This window comes from Streptomyces sp. NPDC051738, from assembly GCF_044453205.1.
Taxonomy (GTDB): Bacteria; Actinomycetota; Actinomycetes; order Streptomycetales; family Streptomycetaceae; genus Streptomyces.
The window spans coordinates 124,019-142,748 of record NZ_JBITCM010000024.1; the positions used below are offsets into that span (position 1 = coordinate 124,019).

At 71.8% G+C, this 18,730-nt stretch carries 16 protein-coding genes; 8 read left to right on the plus strand and 8 right to left on the minus strand.

All coding sequences use genetic code 11. The features are described 5' to 3' along the window. Nucleotides 1-113 precede the first annotated feature (113 nt). From ACIA8X_RS39730 to lnt, 3 genes are all read right to left on the minus strand, one after another. Nucleotides 114-923, minus strand: a complete 810-nt coding sequence (locus ACIA8X_RS39730; protein WP_393461608.1) for a 3-hydroxybutyrate dehydrogenase — start codon at nt 921-923, stop codon at nt 114-116. A gap of 54 nt (nt 924-977) precedes the next feature. Then, entirely contained in the window at nt 978-1,457 is a 480-nt protein-coding gene (locus tag ACIA8X_RS39735; protein WP_393461606.1) for an NUDIX domain-containing protein, read from the minus strand. A 68-nt stretch (nt 1,458-1,525) separates the two neighbouring features. Next, nucleotides 1,526-3,136, minus strand: coding sequence for an apolipoprotein N-acyltransferase (gene lnt / locus ACIA8X_RS39740; RefSeq protein WP_393461604.1), 1,611 nt, complete (start codon nt 3,134-3,136; stop codon nt 1,526-1,528). A gap of 275 nt (nt 3,137-3,411) precedes the next feature. On the opposite strand from lnt, the gene ACIA8X_RS39745 reads away from it, so the two are divergent. Then, on the plus strand, nt 3,412-4,479 hold the full coding sequence (locus ACIA8X_RS39745) for an O-antigen ligase family protein (RefSeq protein ID WP_393461602.1): 1,068 nt from the start codon (nt 3,412-3,414) through the stop codon (nt 4,477-4,479). A gap of 46 nt (nt 4,480-4,525) precedes the next feature. On the opposite strand, the gene ACIA8X_RS39750 is transcribed toward ACIA8X_RS39745, so the two are convergent. Both ACIA8X_RS39750 and ACIA8X_RS39755 read right to left on the minus strand, forming a co-directional pair. Continuing rightward, entirely contained in the window at nt 4,526-5,068 is a 543-nt protein-coding gene (locus ACIA8X_RS39750) for a hypothetical protein (protein WP_393461600.1), read from the minus strand. A 105-nt stretch (nt 5,069-5,173) separates the two neighbouring features. Next, on the minus strand, nt 5,174-5,959 hold the full coding sequence (locus tag ACIA8X_RS39755) for a glutamate racemase (protein ID WP_393461598.1): 786 nt from the start codon (nt 5,957-5,959) through the stop codon (nt 5,174-5,176). A gap of 57 nt (nt 5,960-6,016) precedes the next feature. Here ACIA8X_RS39755 and ACIA8X_RS39760 point away from each other — a divergent pair, with 57 nt between their 5' ends. Beyond that, the gene (locus ACIA8X_RS39760) at nt 6,017-7,192 is read left to right on the plus strand and encodes a glycosyltransferase (protein WP_393461596.1); all 1,176 of its coding nucleotides are present in this window, start codon (nt 6,017-6,019) and stop codon (nt 7,190-7,192) included. A gap of 17 nt (nt 7,193-7,209) precedes the next feature. Here ACIA8X_RS39760 and ACIA8X_RS39765 read toward each other — a convergent pair whose 3' ends face one another. Beyond that, the gene (locus tag ACIA8X_RS39765; RefSeq protein ID WP_399460364.1) at nt 7,210-8,481 is read right to left on the minus strand and encodes a TerD family protein; all 1,272 of its coding nucleotides are present in this window, start codon (nt 8,479-8,481) and stop codon (nt 7,210-7,212) included. Nucleotides 8,482-8,780: 299 nt separating this feature from the next. Between ACIA8X_RS39765 and ACIA8X_RS39770 the strand changes: the two genes are divergently transcribed. The 4 genes from ACIA8X_RS39770 to ACIA8X_RS39785 all read left to right on the plus strand — a co-directional run bounded on the left by ACIA8X_RS39770 (nt 8,781) and on the right by ACIA8X_RS39785 (nt 13,418). After that, complete coding sequence (locus ACIA8X_RS39770; RefSeq protein WP_393461594.1) at nt 8,781-9,209, plus strand: DUF6643 family protein; 429 nt, start codon at nt 8,781-8,783, stop codon at nt 9,207-9,209. A 44-nt stretch (nt 9,210-9,253) separates the two neighbouring features. After that, nucleotides 9,254-10,081, plus strand: coding sequence for an MOSC domain-containing protein (locus ACIA8X_RS39775; protein ID WP_393461592.1), 828 nt, complete (start codon nt 9,254-9,256; stop codon nt 10,079-10,081). Between the two features lie 180 nt (nt 10,082-10,261). Beyond that, entirely contained in the window at nt 10,262-10,867 is a 606-nt protein-coding gene (locus ACIA8X_RS39780) for a hypothetical protein (protein ID WP_393461590.1), read from the plus strand. Between the two features lie 109 nt (nt 10,868-10,976). After that, complete coding sequence (locus tag ACIA8X_RS39785) at nt 10,977-13,418, plus strand: right-handed parallel beta-helix repeat-containing protein (protein ID WP_393461588.1); 2,442 nt, start codon at nt 10,977-10,979, stop codon at nt 13,416-13,418. Between the two features lie 47 nt (nt 13,419-13,465). Here the strand turns inward: ACIA8X_RS39785 and ACIA8X_RS39790 are convergent, their stop codons facing one another. Beyond that, nucleotides 13,466-15,811, minus strand: a complete 2,346-nt coding sequence (locus ACIA8X_RS39790; RefSeq protein WP_393461586.1) for a hypothetical protein — start codon at nt 15,809-15,811, stop codon at nt 13,466-13,468. A 292-nt stretch (nt 15,812-16,103) separates the two neighbouring features. Between ACIA8X_RS39790 and ACIA8X_RS39795 the strand changes: the two genes are divergently transcribed. Together ACIA8X_RS39795 and ACIA8X_RS39800 are read left to right on the plus strand one after the other, a co-directional pair. Continuing rightward, nucleotides 16,104-16,934, plus strand: a complete 831-nt coding sequence (locus tag ACIA8X_RS39795; protein ID WP_393461584.1) for a DeoR/GlpR family DNA-binding transcription regulator — start codon at nt 16,104-16,106, stop codon at nt 16,932-16,934. A gap of 113 nt (nt 16,935-17,047) precedes the next feature. Continuing rightward, nucleotides 17,048-17,527, plus strand: a complete 480-nt coding sequence (locus ACIA8X_RS39800; RefSeq protein WP_393461583.1) for an SRPBCC family protein — start codon at nt 17,048-17,050, stop codon at nt 17,525-17,527. A gap of 18 nt (nt 17,528-17,545) precedes the next feature. Here ACIA8X_RS39800 and ACIA8X_RS39805 read toward each other — a convergent pair whose 3' ends face one another. Further along, the gene (locus ACIA8X_RS39805; RefSeq protein ID WP_399460352.1) at nt 17,546-18,670 is read right to left on the minus strand and encodes a PLP-dependent cysteine synthase family protein; all 1,125 of its coding nucleotides are present in this window, start codon (nt 18,668-18,670) and stop codon (nt 17,546-17,548) included. Between the last annotated feature and the right edge of the window lie 60 nt (nt 18,671-18,730).

The window sequence follows — 18,730 nt, forward strand, 5'->3', positions numbered from 1 at the left end:
GATTGCTCATCGCACCGTCACCCCGTCAGCCCTGTGGATAACCCGAAATTCGCCCGGACATGCGATGAGCCGCCACTCACAGTCGGCGCTCAGTACACGCGATGAGCCGGCACTCAGTGAGCGGTCCAGCCACCGTCGAGAACCAGCGACGTGCCGGTCACGAAGGACGCCTGCGGACTGCACAGGTACGCCACCGCCTCGGCGACCTCCTCCGGTTCGATGAGCCGCTTGACCGCACTGTCCTGCAGCAGCACCTCGGACAGCACCCGCTCCTCGGGGATGCCGTGCGCGCGGGCCTGGTCGGCGAGCTGCTTCTCGACCAGTGGGGTGCGCACATAGGCAGGGTTCACACAGTTCGAGGTGACGCCATGGGGTGCGCCCTCCAGTGCGGCGGTCTTGGAGAGTCCCTCCAGACCATGTTTGGCCGCCACATAAGCCGACTTGAAGGCCGAGGCGCGCAGCCCATGGACCGAGGACACATTGACGATCCGGCCCCAACCCTGCCCATACATATGGGGCAGGGCACCACGGATGAGCCGGAACGGCGCTTCCAGCATCACGGTGAGCACCGTGTGGAAGACGTCGGGCGGGAACTCCTCGATAGGGCGCACCAGTTGCAACCCGGCGTTGTTGACGAGGACATCGGTGCCGGCAGCCGCGAGTTCGGCGGCGTCCAGGTCGGTGAGGTCCAGGATGTGCGGCTCGACCGCCCCCGCGAGGGTCCGTGCCCCCTCGGCAAGCGCCTCCAGGCCCGCGCCGTCCCGGTCGACCGCTCTCACCTTGGCCCCAGCGGCAGCGAGCCGCAGGGCACAGGCACGGCCGATGCCGCCGGCGGCGCCGGTGACGAGGGCGGTGCGGCCGCCGAGGTCGAGCGAGGAGGGCCTGGCGGAGCCTGGGGCCGGGAGAGCGCTGGGCGGGGTCATGGCTCGACCCTAGGCAGCACCCTCGCCGGCCCACATATGGTCACAGCCCATACTTCAGTCCGAAGTCATGGGCTCGAACCACGTCGGTTCATCGGACAGTGCCTGCTTGATCCGGAACAGCTGACGTTCGTCCATGACGGGCAGCGCGTCCACGTCGTACCACCCGACTTGCAGGGATTCGTCGTCGTTCACGCGTGCATCGCCGCCGACGGCCCGGCAGCGGAAGGTGATGTCCATGAACTGACACATGTCGCCATTGGGATAGGTGACCTCGTTCCCGGACCTGACGAGGACGACCCGTTCGACGGCGCACCGGACACCCGTCTCCTCGTACACCTCCCGCACGGCGCAGGCGGCGGGCTGCTCGCCGGGTTCCGGAATGCCGTTGATCACCGTCCACTTGCGGTTGTCCGCGCGCTGCCCCAGCAGGACCCGTCCCTCCTCGTCGAAGACGACGGCGCTGACTCCTGGCAGCCACAGCAGTTGGTGTCCGGCGGAGGCTCGGATCGTACGAATGAAGTCGGGAGTAGCCATGGCTCCGACCCTAACGGGCCGGTGGCGGTGCCCCCGGCGAGTTCCGGGGGCGTGGGACCGGCGTACGGCTACACCTGGTCGGCGCGTCGCCCGCGCATGCCCGCACCGATCGCCCAGCCGAGTCCGCCGGCGGCGACCAGCAGCAGGGCGATCTCCGGCAGGATGCCGAGCCGCGTGGCCGGCGTCTCGGTGGAGCGCAGCGGTACCTTCTGGACCAGCGAGTCGGCCACGAACATGCCCGTCTTCTGGGTGATCCTGCCGTCCGGCATGATGATCGCGCTGACGCCGCTGGTCACCGGCACGGTGACGGTCCGGCTGTGCTCGACGGCGCGGACGCGGGACATGGCGAGTTGCTGGTAGGTCATCTCGCTGCGGTCGAAGGTGGCGTTGTTGCTCGGCACCGAGATCATCTGCGCGCCGTCGGTGACCTCGGAGCGCACGGCCCAGTCGAAGGCCGCCTCGTAGCAGGTGACGAGGCCGACCTTGGCTCCGTCCATGGTGAACACGCCCGGCTCGCTGCCCCGGCTGAAGTCCTTGCGGACCATCGAGGTCCAGTTCTCGTTGATCGCGCCGACGAGCGAGCGCAGCGGGAGGTACTCGCCGAAAGGCTGGATCTGGCGCTTGTCGTACGTGTCGACCGGGCCCTTGACCGGGTCCCAGAGGATCTGTTCGTTGAGCAGTTTGCCGTCCCGCTCCACGACGCCGCCGACGGAGATGGGCGCACCGATCGCCTTGGCGGCCCCGTCGATGACGGCGCGGGCGTCGGGGTTGGCGAAGGGGTCGATGTCGGAGGAGTTCTCGGGCCACAGCACGAAGTCGGGCCGGGCGACCTTGCCCGCCTTGACCTCGGCGGCCAGCCGCTCGGTCTCCCGCGCGTGGTAGTCCAGTACGGCGCGCCGCTGGGCGTTGAAGTCCAGCCCCGCGCGCGGGACGTTGCCCTGGATGACCGCGACGGTCGCGGTGCCGTCCTCGGCCTTGTCACTGACCAGTGGCCGCGCGGCCACGGCGCCGACGAGCGGTACGGCCACACTCAGCAGAGCCACGGCTGCGGCGGACCGTTGTACGGCCCGGGTGCGCCGCCTGTCCATGACGAGGCGTACGGCCTCGTAGAGACCGAAACCGCACAGCGCGACCGCGAAGCCGAGCACGGGAGTGCCACCCACCGCGGCGAGCGGCAGGAAGACGCCGTCGGCCTGGCCGAACGCGATCTTCCCCCAGGGGAAACCGTTGAACGGCGCACGCGCGCGTGCCGCCTCTCCGGCGATCCACAGTGCTGCCGCCCATACCGGCCAGCCTGGCAGTTTCGACACCGCGGCGACGCCGGCGCCCACCAGCGCGACGAAGATCGCCTCGATCACGACGAGCGCGATCCAGGGGCCGGGCCCGACCTCCACTCCGGTCCACACCAGCAGCGGCAGCAGGAAGCCGAGGCCGAAGAGATAACCGAGGCCGAGGCCGGCCTTCCAGCTGCGGCCGTGCAGCGCCCAGCCGAAGACGGCGAAGGCCGGCAGGGCCAGCCACCAAAGGGTGCGCGGGGGGAAGCTGACGTAGAGCAGCACTCCGGAGAGCGCCGCGGCGAGGGCCGGAACCAGGCGCATGAGCCGTGCCGCGCGCGAGGCGGGCGCTGTCTGCGGCTGCAGCTGGTCCGACTCGCCCACGGAAGTTGCGGTGACGGTCACTCCGGGAGTGTACGGCGGCTGACCTCGGCACCGACAGCGCGGTCCGGCGGCCGGGATCTTGACGTATTCGCCAACGAGGCGCCACCCGTCGACCCGGCGACCCAGCCCCTCCGCACTCCCGTGAGGCATCGTTTCTGCACGACACGTCCACAAACCGGCCATAAGCCGTTACGGTATGCCGGAGCCTCAGTCGTACCGGCCGGTCAGGTCCGGGTGGCCGGGGTCCGTCACAGGTCGGGGGACCGGGTTCGGGGGGCGGGGTGGGTGTCACGGGGATGGCGTCTGCGGTGGGTCCGGGTGAGGACGGCGACAGACGAAACGTTTCTGATGCTGCGGGCGTGGTCGTGCTGGGGGCCTGCGCCACGTGGTCGCTGATCTCGGCTGCCGTGACCGGCGGCCGTCCCGAGGGTGTCCTGCTCGCGATCCTCGCCGTGGCCGCAGGCTATGCCGCGGGGCGGATCAGCGGGGCGCTCCTGCCGGTCGCCGCGCCCTGCGCCGGAGCACTGGCGGGAGTGGGCCTGACGCTGGCCGCCCCGCATCTGACTCCGGGGCCGCAGATCGTCACCCCGCTCGGACACGCCGGGGCCACCGCCGCCCTGATGACCCTCGCCGCCGGTGCCGCGTGCTGCGCCGCCTGGGCCGCTTCGGCGCCTGTCCTGCGCCTGGCCCTGCGCACGCTGGCCGCCGGAATTGCGGTGACGACGGCCGTCCTCGGCTCGACCACGGGCTTCTTCACCTGCACCGCCGTCGTGCTGTGTTCGCTCGCCGCCGGGCACATGCGCCATCGCGGTGTGGGCATCGCCGGGCTGGCGCTGACCGCGACCGCGGTCACCGGCCTGACCTGGGCGGTCGCCTCCCGTTTGGTGCCCGGCGGATTCGCGTCCTGGCTGGAGGGTCAGCTGACCTCGCACCGGATCCAGCTGTGGCGGGACGCTCTGCACCTGGCGCGCGAGGACCTCGCCCTGGGCGTGGGCCCGGGACGCTTCGGGGAGCTCAGTACGACGGCGACCGGCACGCTGCTGTCCGACGGCAAGCCGCACTCGGCGCCCCTGCAACAGGCGGCGGAACAGGGAGCCGCCGGCGTGATCCTGCTGGCCGCGGCCTTCTGCTGGATGCTCTTCGCGCTGTGGCGTACCGCGCACCCCACTCCCGTCGCACTGACCGCGGGCGCCGCCCTGACTGCGGTGGCGGCGATCGCCGCCGTCGGCAACGCCCTCAGCTTCACCTCGGTGTCGGTGGGCGCGGGCCTGCTGGCGGGGCTGGCCACGGCGCGACCGCTCGCCGACGGATCGTCCGGGGGCGAGATCGACGCACGCGCGCGGGGCGACCGACTGGCCCCATGAGCCGACGTGCGGCGCAGGGTGCTCCGACCTGCTTGCCTCGGAAGGCTCAGTGCGCCGCGCCGGGCGCCCCGGTCCGCAGCCGGTCCCTGATGACCCGTACGGCGGCCTCCGCGTCGTCCACGGTGATCGTGAACGTATGGCCGTCCCACAGCCTCAGCACCAGTCCCTCGCCACGTCGTACGACGACGGCGGTGCCCTTCTCCGGTCGCCACCGGTAGCCCCAGCCGCCCCAGTGGCGCGGAGTGACATGCTCGACGAAGTCGGCGCCCTGGACCTCGGACAGGGGGATGCGGCGGCGCGGCACACCGATGTGGCCGCAGCGCACTTCGAGGCACTCCTTGTCGACCTTCAGGGCGACGTGCACGAACGCCAGAGTGCCGAAGAGGACCAGCAGACCGGCCGCGATGCAGCCGACGACGGCCATGACGAGCGGGGCGACGCCGCCGTTCCACGGTGAGTCGACGGCCAGCTCGATCCCGAGCGCCATACAGGCGGCGCCGACGAGCGCCAGCAGCCATTGGACCCGGTTGGTCGCCCGCCCGGTCCAGACATCGGGGTGCGGTTTACCGCCGTGGGGATGGTCCCTCATGGCTATGAGGTTACTCAGGTTTCGCTGCGCCGGTACCGCGTCGCACAGGGTGACTGCGCCGACCGGGCCAGGCCGGACCGAAGGCGTCCGTTTTGTGGCTGTCGGTCACCTTGCCGGGCTGATCGCCTGCAGGAGACGGCCTTCCTCGTAGGCGAGGGCGGGCTCGGGCAGGCCCCCCTCACGGCCGCTCAGCAGCACCGTCAGGGTGCCGTTCGCCGTGGCCCCGGGGGCGGGCTGCTCACCGAGGCGGCGCAGCGCCTGTGCGGCGACCGCTCCGGCGGAACCGTGCAGGACGAGGGGCGGGAAGCCGGGGCGCTGGACGGCGGCGCGGATCCGGTCGGCGACGAGTTCGTAGTGCGTGCAGCCCAGGACGACGGTCGTCACGTCCGAGGGGGTCAGCGCGGCGGCGGCTGCCACGGCGACCTCGATCGCCGTCTCGTCCGCGTGCTCGACGGCCTCCGCGAGCCCGAAGCACGGCACTTCGGTCACGGTCACACCATCGGCGAAGTCCTCTATGAGGCCCTTCTGGTACGGGCTGCCGGTGGTGGCGGGCGTGGCCCAGATCGCGACGGGACCGCCGCCGGCCGCGGCGGGCTTGATCGCCGGGACGGTGCCGACGACCGGGATGCCGGGTTCGAGGCGGGCGCGCAGGGTGGGCAGGGCGTGCACGCTCGCGGTGTTGCAGCCGATGATCAGAGCGTCGGGCCGGTGCGCGGCGGCGGCGTCGGCGACGGCCACGGCGCGCTGCGTGAGGTCCTCGGGGGTCCTCGGGCCCCAGGGCATGCCGTCGGGGTCGAGGGAGAGCACAAGATCTGCGTCGGGCCGCAGCCGTCGTACCGCGGCGGTGGCCGCCAGCAAGCCGATTCCGGAGTCCATGAGCGCGATCTTCACCCGGCCACGATAGTCGATGGCACATTGCGGGCCGCTCCGGTGGGGCAGACTGCGCGCGTGAGCGCCATCGCGTGGACCGCCGCCGGATCACTCGCCGCCTGGCTGTGGCTGCTGCTCTGTCAGGGCTTCTTCTGGCGTACGGACATCAGGCTTCCGCATCGGTCGGAACCGGACGACTGGCCATCGGTCTGCGTCGTCGTGCCGGCGCGGGACGAGGCCGCGGTGCTGCCCGCGAGCCTGCCGTCGCTGCTCGCCCAGGACTATCCGGGGCACGCGGAGATCTTCCTGATCGACGACGGCAGTTCGGACGGCACCGGGGAGCTGGCGCGCGAACTCGCGCGGCGGCACGGCGGAGTGCCCCTGACGGTGGACTCCCCCGGCGAACCGCCCGCGGGCTGGACCGGCAAGCTCTGGGCGGTGCGGCACGGCATCGCCCTGGCACGCGCGCGTGGCCCTGAGTACCTCCTGCTGACGGACGCCGACATCGCGCACGCGCCCGACAGTCTGCGCACGCTGGTCGCGGCGGCGCGCACCGGGGGTTTCGACGTCGTCTCGCAGATGGCCCGGCTGCGGGTGGCGAGCGTGTGGGAGCGGCTGGTCGTGCCGGCCTTCGTGTACTTCTTCGCACAGCTGTATCCGTTCCGCCGGGTCGGCAGGAAGGGATCCCGTACGGCGGCCGCGGCCGGCGGCTGTGTCCTGCTGCGTGCGGATGCCGCCGAGCGGGCGCGGATCCCGGACGCCATCCGGCACGCCGTCATCGACGACGTGGCGCTCGCACGGGCCGTCAAGGGCAGCGGCGGTCACATCTGGCTGGGGCTGGCCGAGCGGGTGGACAGCGTGCGCCCCTATCCGCGGCTGGGCGACCTGTGGCGGATGGTCTCGCGCAGCGCGTACGCGCAGTTGCGGCACAACCCGCTGCTGCTGGCCGGGACGGTCGCCGGGCTGGCGCTGATGTACCTGGTGCCGCCCGTGGCCTTGGTCGTCGGGGCGGTCGGCGGGGATACGGCGGCTGCCGTGGTCGGCGGTCTCGCGTGGCTGGTGATGACGGGGACGTACGTGCCGATGCTCCGCTACTACCGCCAGCCGCTGTGGCTCGCTCCGCTGCTGCCGTTCACCGCGTTCCTCTATCTCCTCATGACGGTCGATTCCGCGGTGCAGCACTACCGGGGGCGCGGCGCGGCCTGGAAGGGACGTACCTACACACGCCCGGACGCCATTCCCGACGAGGGCTGACCAGCCGCTCCCTCCGGCTACTTGCGGCCGGGTGTCCAGTTCATGCCCCACCCGTAGGCGTGATCGACCGTGCGCTGCGGGCTCACGCCGCGCTCGGGCACCAGGTAGCGGGCCTCGCGCTGGACGACCAGGTCGCTGCCGGTGTTGGTGATCAAGACGAGAGCGCACACCGACGAGGGGACCGTGCACTCGTCGAGCGAGAAGTCGATCGGCGCTCCGTGCTGGGGTGTGAGGGTGACCGTGGCGTGCAGGTCGGCGAAGGAACGCGCCCCTTCGTAGATGGTCACGAAGATCAGGACGCGTCGTAGGGACCGCTGGTGGTCGAGGTTGACGGTGAGGTTCTCACCGCCGGCCATGGCACCGGTGCGGTCGTCGCCGTCGAGGTGGATGTACGGCGGCCGGTGCAGGGCGCCGTAGGCGTTGCCGAGGGACTGGATGACTCCCTTGCTGCCGTCGGTCAGCTCGTACAGGGCGCACAGGTCGAGGTCGAGGTCGTTGTGCATGGCGACCGGGCGGCCCAGTTTGCTCGCCCAGCCCGAGAACTGCTTGCGCACCTGCCAGTTGAGGTTCACGCGCATGGCGCCCGACGTGCCGCCCTGCTTGGCCAGTGAGACGGAGGGGGCCGCCTTGGTGAGCGTCACCTTGCTCAGGCTGAGCGGCGGCGCCTGGGGCGCGGACGGGGGAACCGGCGGCATGGCGGGCGGGGGCACGGCTGGGGGCATGGTCGCCGAGCGCGGGGCCGTGGGCGCCGCCGCGGGCTCCGTGTGCTGGGGTTCGTCGACGGTGATGCCGTAGTCGGTGGCAAGGCCTTCGAGGCCGCTGCTGTAGCCCTGGCCGACGGCGCGGAATTTCCAGGCGTCCTGGCGGCGGTAGAACTCACCGAGGACGAAAGCGGTTTCGACGGTGGCGCCCATGCTGTCGAAGCGGGCGACAAGGGTGCCCCGGGCGGCGTCCTTGACCTCGATGCAGAGATCCGGCACCTGGCCGAAGGCGCCGCCGTCCGCGGAGGCGGCGAGGATGACGGTCTCGATCGCGGGCTCCACGCGCGCGAGGTCGACGAGCAGGGTGTCGGTCACCCGGCCGCCCGCATCGTGCTTGCCCTCGTGCCGGACGGCGCCGGAGGAGTGCGCGGGTTGGTTGTAGAAGACGAAGTCCCCGTCCGAGCGAACTTTTCCGCCGACCAGCAACAGCGCCGAGGCGTCCGCGTCGGGCACACCCGGTCCGGAGCGCCAGCCCAATTCGACCCGCAGTGCCGTCGTCGGCACCGGAGCATTCGATCCCTTCGGCATTGACATGTCCGCCCCCACTCAAGGGTCACCGCGCCAGGCATGCCCCGGCCGCTCATTGGGTTCTTCTACAGATCCAACCTATTCCCCGCGACAGGGAACTCCCACGTGGAGCACAGGAACACCGGTGGCCAACCGCTGGTAACCCGCTCGGAACTCGGCATTTACACGATCCGAACGCTGATTGGCGTCCCTTTTTGACAAGTTCGCTCGCATTGGGGATCCGCCGTCACTGCGGGCACATAAAACAACCCTCTTATCGGTCTCCCCAACCAGCACATCGTGGGCTTAACGTATGCGCCATGACCTCCCCCCGCTCCACTTATGGCGGCGGCTACTACTCCGCCTCCTTCCCGGACACCCCGATCTACGACTCGCTCGTGGCCGAGCGGGGCACCCCGCAGATCGCTCCGATCCGGGTCCCCGCCGCGTACGACATGCCGGGCGGCAATCTGCCCGCGCTGCCTTCGGCCCTGCCGGCTCTCCCGGCGGCCCCGTCCCAGCCCTCCTACGGTTATCCGCAGGCACAGCAGCCCGCTCCGCTACAGCAGGCTCCCGCGGCGTACATCCCGCAGCAGGCGGCCCCTCGCGGCTATCCGGGTCCGCAGGCGCAGCAGCCTCGGCCGGCGGCGCCCGGCACGGGCTACGAGGCGATGCGCCCCGCGGCTCCCCGCCCCGCCCCGGCTCCCTACCAGGACCCGTACAACAACCAGCAGTACCGCGGCTACTGACCCGCTCGCCCCGGGCTGTCGGCGCCACCTGGCACGATGGCCTCATGGGGCACGCGAAACTGCAGTCGATTCACATCCATCCGGTCAAGGCATGCCGGGGCGTCGAGCTCCGGGAGGCCGTTGTGGAGCCCTGGGGGCTGGCCGGAGACCGACGATGGGCGCTGATCGACGACGGGGGAAAGGTCGTGACGCAGCGCCAGCGACCGCGCCTCGCGCTGGCCGCCGCCGAGCTGTTGCCCGGCGGCGGCGTTCGGCTGTCCGCGCCCGGCATGGATCCACTGACGGTGCCCGTACCCCGCCCCGTCGGCGCCGTGCCGATGGAGATCTTCCGGGAAAAGGTCGAGGCGGTTCTCGCCGAGGACGACGCCGCCCATGCCTGGTGCAGCGCCTTCCTCGGCGCCGACGTGCGCCTCGCCCACATGGACGACCCCGGCACACGCCGACCCGTCGACCCGGAGTACGCACTGCCGGGCGAGACGGTCTCCTTCGCCGACGGCTTTCCGCTGCTGCTCACCACGGCGGCCTCGCACGACGCCCTCAACTCCCTGATCGCGCAGGGCGAGCACGCCGACGAGGGCCCGCTGCCGATGAACCGTTTCCGGCCCAATGTGGTCGTGTCGGGCACCGCGGCCTGGGCCGAGGACGACTGGTCGCGCGTCGCCATCGGCGAGGTCACCTTCCGGATCCCGAAGAATTGCGGGCGGTGCGTGGTGGCCACGACCGACCAGAGCACCGCCGAGCGCGGCAGGGAGCCCCTGCACACCCTGGGCAGACACCGGCGCCTCGACGGCAAGCTGGTGTTCGGCCAGAACCTGGTGCCTGTATCGCGCGGCACGATCCGCGTCGGTGACCCGGTCACCATCCTCGGCTGACAAGGATCCCGCCGAGCGGCCGCATGCGGGAACCGGGCCCGGGGGCCCGCTCGTTGGGCTTTGCGTGAGAAGTTCATGAGAGGTCCCGGACGCAGGTGATTTCGCTCTCTCTTCGCCGGGCCCGCGCGTGAACGGCTCTTCCAGGGGTTATCACGGAGCGGAAAGGGGGGTGGCCGGACGATGCGGGCGATCAGCGGACTCTGGCGCTGGCGGCACAATCCGCTGCGCCGTGCGACCGATCTGGCCGAAGCCTGGGTCGCCCTCGCGGCCCTGCTGCTGATCCTGGCCGTCGCGCCCTTGGTCGGTTCCCTGACCGGCGGCCTCGCCCAGGACACCCTGCAGGAGTCCGTCCGCGAACAGCGCACGTCCCGGCACCTGGTGACGGCGACGGTGGTCCGCAAGGTGGAGGGCTCCTCGCTGGACGTCGACCCCGAGGCCTCCACCGGCCGGGAGGTGCGTACGCGGGTCGTGGCCGACTGGACCGGACCGGACGGCAGCGCTCACCGGGCAGCGGTGATGGCGAGCCTGGACACTCCCCGTCCCGGCGACCGCTTCACGATATGGACGGACCAGCAGGGCCGCACCGTGGCCCGCCCGCTGGACACCGCGACAGCTGCGACGCACGCGGTGCTCGCCGGATGCGGCGCGGCCCTCCTGGCCGCCGGGCTCGTGGAGGGCGGCAGACGGTTGATCGTCTGGCGCATGGTCCGTCGCCGATACGCGCGTTGGGACCAGGCATGGGACAAGGCGGGTCCGGACTGGGGCAGGACAGGCACCGGCTGCTGACGGCCTTCCGGCTCTGGTCAACCCACCGTCCGCGCGCACGCTACGGTGGACCGGCCGAACTCTTCGGCAGCGAAACCCGCGTACTACGAGGTGGGGGCACATCAACGCCATGGCACAGGGCACGGTCCAGGTGACGCACAGCGGCACCTCGCGGTGGCGGCGCCGCACGGGTGAGTACGCATCGCTCGCCGCCGCCCTGGAGGCCGCGGCCGACGGTGACGTCCTCACCGTCGCACCCGGCACCTACCGAGAGAACCTCGTCGTCCAGCGGGCGGTGACCCTGCGCGGCCCCGAGGGTTCCCCCGGCTCGGTGCGCATCGCGCCCGTGGACGGGGTGCCGCTGACGGTGCGCGCCTCGGCGGTGGTGCAGGACCTGCATGTGGAGGGCCAGGACGCGGCGGCGCCCGCGCTGCTGGTCGAGGAGGGTGCTCCGGAGCTGTCGGACGTCCGGATCGTCACCCGGTCCGCGGCCGGCATCGAGGTGCGCGGCGGCGCGCGGCCGACCGTGCGGCGCTGCACCGTCGACAACCCCGCGGGCATCGGGATCGCCGTACTCGACGGCGGGGGCGGGGTGTTCGAGGAGTGCGAGGTCGTCGCGGCCGGCCAGGCGGGCATCGCCGTACGTGGCGGCGCCCACCCCCGCCTGGAGCGCTGCCGGGTCCACCACGCCTCGGGCTCGGGGCTGACGGCGACCGGTGAGAACTCCGCGCTGGAAGCGGTGGGTTGCGAGATCTACGAGGTCCGCGGCTCCGGCGTCCAGATCACCGGCCGGGCCACCGCCCACCTCACCGACTGCGATGTGCACCGCACCACGGCCGACGGCGTCACCCTCGACACGGACGCCGTGCTGACGCTGGCGGACTGCCGTATCCACGACATCCCGGAGAACGCGGTCGACCTGCGCTCCCGATCGGTGCTCACCCTGACCCGAACGACGGTGCGTCAGTTCGGGCGCAACGGCCTGTCGGTGTGGGATCCGGGCACCCGCGTGGACGCCAACCAGTGCGAGATCTTCGACAGCACGGGCGACTACCCGGCGGTGTGGGTCAGCGACGGCGCCACCGCGGTGCTGGACTCCTGCCGGGTGCACGACGTGCCGGACGCCCTGTTCGTCCTCGACCGGGGCTCCCGCGCGGACGTCGTCGACAGCGACCTGTCCCAGGTGCGCAACACGGCCGTGTCGGTGAGCGACGGCGCCACCGCCCAGCTCGACGACTGCCGCATCCGGGACGCGGCGACGGGCGCCTGGTTCCGGGACCACGGCAGCGGCGGCACGCTCAACAACTGCACCCTGGACGGCAACCAGACCGGCGTGATCGTCACCAAGGGCGCCGACCCCACCATAGAGCGCTGCACGGTCGACTCCCCGACCGAGGCCGGGTTCTACGTCTCGGCGGGCGGCCGCGGCACCTTCCTGAACTGCCGGGTGCGCGGCAGCGCCGGATACGGCTTCCATGTGATCGACGGCTGCCGTACGACGCTCAAGAAGTGCCGTACGGAGCGGTGTGCGCGCGGCGGATACGAGTTCGCGGAGGGCGGCCCGGACGCGGCCTCCGGGGCGGGCCCCGACGTGGAGGACTGCACCAGCGACGAGAGCGCGGGCCTGAGGCAGCCGTCGTCGGCGCCGGAACCCGCCGTGCAGACGGCGCACCAGTCCCCCAGCCTCCTCGGCGCGATCCCCGGCCAGCGCTCGACCGAGCAGGAGCCGCTCATCGCCGCCTCGCAGCCCGAGGAACCGGCGCGGACCTCCAAGGCCGTGCTGGGTGAACTGGACGCGCTGGTGGGCCTGGACAGCGTCAAGCGCGAGGTGCGCGCCCTCACCGACATGATCGAGGTGGGCCGGCGCCGTCAGCAGGCGGGCCTGAAGGCGGCGTCGGTCAAGCGCCACCTGGTCTTCACCGGCTCCCCCGGCACCGGCAAGACGACGGTCGCCCGCCTCTACGGCGAGATCCTCGCCTCGCTGGGGGTCCTGGACAAGGGCCACCTGGTCGAGGTGTCCCGCGTCGACCTGGTCGGCGAGCACATCGGCTCCACGGCGATCCGCACCCAGGAGGCCTTCGACAAGGCGCGCGGCGGTGTGCTGTTCATCGACGAGGCGTACGCGCTGTCCCCGGAGGACTCGGGCCGGGACTTCGGCAAGGAGGCCATCGACACGCTGGTGAAGCTGATGGAGGACCACCGCGACGCGGTCGTGGTGATCGTCGCGGGCTACACGGCCGAGATGGAGCGCTTCCTGTCGGTCAACCCCGGTGTGGCGTCCCGTTTCTCACGGACCATCACCTTCAGCGACTACGGCCCCGAGGAGCTGCTGCGGATCGTCGAGCAGCAGACCGAGGAGCACGAGTACCGGCTCGGTCCGGGTCTCGCCGAGGCCCTGCTGAAGTACTTCACGGCGATCCCCAAGGGCCCGGCGTTCGGCAACGGCCGCACGGCACGGCAGACCTTCGAGGCGATGGTCGAGCGGCACGCGGGCCGGGTCGCCCAGATCGCGGAGCCGAGCACGGACGACCTGACGCTGCTGTACGCGGAGGATCTGCCGGAGCTTCCCTGAGGGACTCGCTCGACTCCCTGCCCTGCGACTCCCTGCCCTGCGACTCCCTACGGTGCGGCCTCCGCCCGCTGCCCCGGAACCTCCGGCCTCAGCCGTGCCAGCAGCTTCTCCCGTTCCTGCACGAAGGCCGGGTCCGCCTGGTACTCCCCGTGGCCGAGGATGGGTGCGGGCAGGGGGTGTTCGAGGGTGCGGCCGTAAGCGAGGGGGTCCCTGAGGGGCTCCCGGTCCACCTCGGGGCCGCAGTCGCCGGGCAGTCCCACCGGGCCGCCGATGGGGTCGGTGAGCCGGTAGAGGTTGCGCCAGCAGTCGACCTCGGCGTGCAGCGAGCTGAGCGCGGCCGGGCCGAAGTGGGCCGGGAACCAGCGGCCGTAGAGACGTTCCAGCGGGGAGCCGTAGGTGAGCAGCGCGACCCGCTTGCGGTCGGCGGGCGTCAGCTGCCAGGCCGCCGCGGCCGCGAGCACGCTGCCCTGGGAGTGCCCGGAGATGACGAGGCGGCGGCCCTCCTCGGCGCGGGTCCAGGTCGCCATCCGCCAGGTCAGGTCCGGGACCGCGCGCTCGGCGTAGCAGGGCGGCGCGAAGGGGTGCGCGGCGCGCGGCCAGAAGGTGCCGACGTCCCACAGGATGCCGATGGTGCGCCGCGCGGAGGCGTCCTTGTAGGCGCGCCTGCCCCAGGTGACGAAGAGTATGAAGCCGACGCCGATCATCCAGGAGCCCAGCGCCTGCGCCGTCTGGGCGGCGCCGTGAACGAAGGCGTACGTCCCCTTGGCGGCCCCGCTCGGTGTCTTGTCGCTGGTCAGGGCGCCGACCAGCGCTCCGGCGCCCAGGAGGAGGGTCGCGGTGGAGGTGACGGCGACGACGAGGGGGGCGCGGTCGGTGAGCGTGGCCAGCGCGCGCGTGCTCGCGATACGGCGGGTGCGTGCCGTGTCCTTGGGCTCCCCGGCGTAGTCGAGCTCCACCGTGCCCAGCTCGGTGCGGCGCAACCGCCAGGCCCGCCATGCCAGCCAGCCGCAGAGCAGCAGCAGGAGCACCAGCAGCGGTGGGATGACGGAAGCCTGCCAGGTCAGCAGGACCGGCGGGCCCTCGATGGACGTGCCCGTGCCGTCCAGCCAGTCGGCCACCCGCTGGGACACCCCGCCGGACATCACGCCGCCCAGGGCGCACGCCAGCATCGCCACGGCCGGTCCGCCCAGGCCCCGCATCGCGGCGCGCGGATCGGGATCCGTGCGGTGGAGAAGGTGGGCGACGACGGCGAGGACGATGACGATCAGGCCCTGGAGGAAGGCGATGGCGCCGAAGGTGGGGTCGCCCGGGAGGCGGCCCGTCGACTGCCAGCCCTGGCGGTCCCATCCGGCGTACACAAGGGCGAGCGCCAGCAGGACGAGGGAGGCCAGGGGGAGCCGTCGTACGAGATGCTCGTCGAGTTCCTGGTCGAGGCGGTTCTCGCTGCGGCCCCGGCGGCAGACCACCCAGACCACGACGGCCGCCCCGGCGATCAGCGCCGCGTGCAGGAGCCACCCCAGGGTGTCCAGCAGGGCAGGTCCGCCAGGCCTGCGGTCGAAGCGTGCGGCGGCCGAGCCGACCGCCGCGGCGACCGTCAGCAGGCCGGCCGCGGTGTGCGCGGCGCGCAGCCGGGCGACCAGGCGACGGCCGTACCAGAAGCCGGGGCGGCCGAGGGAGGTGCGGCCGGAGTCCTCATCGGGTTCGGGCTCGCGGGACATCGGCTGCTGGGACTCGTACGCGCTCCAGGTGCGACGGGAGAGGTACCAGAGCAGGCCGGTCAGTGCGGTGGGCACCACGGCGGCGAGGGCGAGCCTGCGGCCCGGGTGGCTCCACCAGCCGCCCTCGGAGACCACCGGCGACAGGAAGCCGAGCCAGCTGTGCCGCTCGGCGCAGGCGGGCTTCCCCGCGCACTGCCAGGCGGTGAGGTCCAGGGCGACCTCGCAGGCCGCCGCGACGAGCAGCACCGTCAGCGTCAGTCCGGCCAGCCGCACGAGCAGACCGTAGAAGCGCACTGTCCGCTCGCGGTCCCGCGCGGTGGGGCGCATCCAGTGGGCGAGGTTGACCACCATGAACGGCAGCAACAGCAGCCACAGGGCGCGAGCGCTGTTTCCGGAGGTGAGGTTGCACCAGACGTATGCCTCGGGGACCGGTTCGCCCCGGTAATCGTCCGGCCTGTCCTCCGCGTCGACGTCCTCGGTCCGCCGGAACACGGCGGCCGTGTCGTCGCCGGTGATCCGCACGGTCCGCGGATCGTCGAGCATGTCCTGCGGTGTGGTGCCGCCGACACCGTGGACCAGGAGTTCCAGTGCGGGCCCGGCCCCCTCGGGAGCGTCGGACCCGTTCGTCGTCGCTTCCGCCCCGTTCGGGACGGCGCGTTCCTGCGCACGTTCCACTTTTCGCACTTCCCCCGTGACGAGCCGTTGGCTTCTGTCCGTGCGGGCACAAGGATCTCCACTGAAGGTGTCGTCTACACCTCTCGTCACGGAATCTCCCCGATCCGTGTGAAGAACAGCGGGGCGGCTGCTACGGAAGTGACATGCGCGCGTCGGTACAGCCAGTGGCGCGGCGGGTACCGACCCGTGCGAGGATGGGACCTCCCGCGCACCCGAAGGGGCGAGAATGTCCTTGTCGGAGGGGGTGCGCAGGGCGTGTCGGACGGCTTGAGGCGAAAGGACCGGAGCGTACGTGAGTGAGAATCAGAACCTCCTCGCGGAGCAGCGGCGCGCCCTGATCCTGGACGAGGTACGGCGCCGAGGCGGGGTGCGCGTCAACGAGCTGACCCGCAAGCTCGGTGTGTCGGACATGACGGTGCGCCGCGATCTCGACGCGCTCGCCCGGCAGGGCGTACTGGAGAAGGTGCACGGCGGCGCGGTCCCGGTGGTGGAGGCGAGCACGCACGAGCCGGGCTTCGAGGCCAAGTCGGGTCTGGAGCTGACGGCCAAGGAGGACATCGCGCGGGCCGCGGCCGAGCTGGTCGCGCCGGGTTCCGCGCTCGCGCTGTCGGGCGGTACGACGACCTACGCGCTGGCGCACCAGTTGGTCGACGTGCCGGACCTCACCGTGGTCACCAATTCGGTGCGGGTCGCCGATGTCTTCCACGCCGCGCAGCGCACGACGGGCCCCCGGCAGGGCGCGGCCACGGTCGTGCTGACCGGTGGGGTGCGCACGCCGTCCGACTCACTGGTGGGTCCGGTGGCCGACCAGGCGATCGCGACGCTCCACTTCGACGTGCTGTTCCTCGGTGTGCACGGGATATCGGTCGAGGCCGGTCTGTCCACGCCGAACCTCGCGGAGGCCGAGACCAACCGGCGGCTGGTTCAGTCGGCGCGCCGGGTCGTGGTGGTCGCCGACCACACCAAGTGGGGTGTGGTGGGGCTGAGTTCGTTCGCGGCGCTGGAGCAGGTCGACACGCTGGTGACGGACGCCGGGCTCGATGCGGAGGCGCGCTCGGAGATCTCGGAACACCTGCGGCGGCTGGTGGTGGCGGGCGAGCCCGATGAGGACGCCGAAATCTGAGACCGGCGGAATCCGGCGGTTGAGATCGGTGGAATCCTGCGGTGCAGACATCTGACGGGGCGCCAGCTATCGTGACGCTGCCCGGAGCGGTGTCGGCATAGGGGGTTTCGTTCATGGCTCACCTGCTGCGTGAGGTGGGGCTCGACTTCGTCGAGCGCGCGCCCGTACGGCTCGTCTTCGCGCGGGAGATCTCCGCTCCCCCGGAGCCGGTGTTCCGCGCGCTCGCCGAGGACGTTCCGGGCTGGGCCGAGTGGTTCTCGGCGGTGGCGCTGGCCCGGCCGCTCGACGACGGGGCCCGGCGCGAGGTCCGGCTCCGGGGCGGTACGCGCTTCGAGGAGACGATCCTCGCGGCGAAGAGCCCCGAGGTGTACGCCTACCGCGTGGACGTCACCAACGCACCGGGCGCGCGGGCCATGGTCGAGGAGTGGCGGCTCGCCCCGGCGGGGACGGGCACGCGCGTGCAGTGGACGTTCGCGGTGGACGGCACCGCGCCGTTCCGGTTCACGTTCGGCCTCGCCCGGGCCGGCCTCGGCCGGACGTTCCGGGGCGCGGTGACCGCTCTGGACCGGCGGCTGGCGTCCGCGAGCGCCTGAGACTCGGTGCCTCGCTGTTCACTCCGGCCACACGCCTGTCTCCAGCAACTGCTCGATGGCCGCCGAGAACGGCGCGATGTCCAGGCCCTGCTCGGCCAGCCACGCGTCCGAGTAGTACTTGTCGAGATACCGGTCCCCCGGGTCGCACAGCAGCGTCACTACGCTTCCCCGTCGTCCCTCGGCCACCATCTCGGCGACGATCTTCAGGGCGCTCCACAGGCCGGTGCCCGTCGAGCCGCCCGCCTTGCGCCCGATGGCCTGTTCCAGAGCCCGTACGGCGGCGACGCTCGCCGCGTCCGGGACCTTCATCATCCGGTCGATGGCGCCGGGCACGAAGCTCGGCTCCATGCGCGGCCGGCCGATGCCCTCGATGCGGGAGCCGCAGTCGTAGGTGACGTCCGGATCGCCGGTGGTCCAGCCCTCGAAGAAACAGGAGTTCTCCGGATCGGCGACACAGATGCGGGTGTCGTGCTGCAGGTAGTGGACGTAGCGGGCGAGGGTCGCGGAGGTGCCGCCGGTGCCGGCCGTGGCGACGATCCACGCGGGCTCCGGGAACCGCTCCAACTTCAACTGCCGGAAGATGGATTCGGCGATGTTGTTGTTGCCGCGCCAGTCCGTGGCCCGTTCGGCGTAGGTGAACTGGTCCATGTAGTGGCCGCCGGTCTCGACCGCGAGGCGGGCGGACTCCTCGTACATCTTGCGCGAGTCGTCGACGAAGTGGCACTGCCCGCCATGGAACTCGATCAGGCGGCACTTCTCGGCGCTCGTCGTGCGCGGCATCACCGCGATGAAGGGCACGCCGATCAGCTTCGCGAAGTACGCCTCGGAGACGGCCGTCGAGCCGCTGGACGCCTCGATCACCGGGCGGCCCGGCCGGATCCAGCCATTGCACAGACCGTAGAGGAAGAGCGAGCGGGCGAGTCGGTGCTTGAGGCTGCCGGTCGGGTGGGTCGACTCGTCCTTGAGGTACAGGTCGATGCCCCAGTGCTCGGGCAACGGGAAGCGCAGCAGGTGCGTGTCGGCCGAGCGGTTGGCGTCCGCCTGGACCTTGCGGACGGCTTCTTTCAGCCAGGCGCGGTAGGCGGCGTCGCTGTGGTCGACGTCGAGGGTCACGCCGGACGGGGTTTGCTGGATGGTGCTCACGGCGTTGCTCCTCATGCTGGGCGGCAGCGGCGACTCGCGCGGCCGTCACTTCGAGCATAA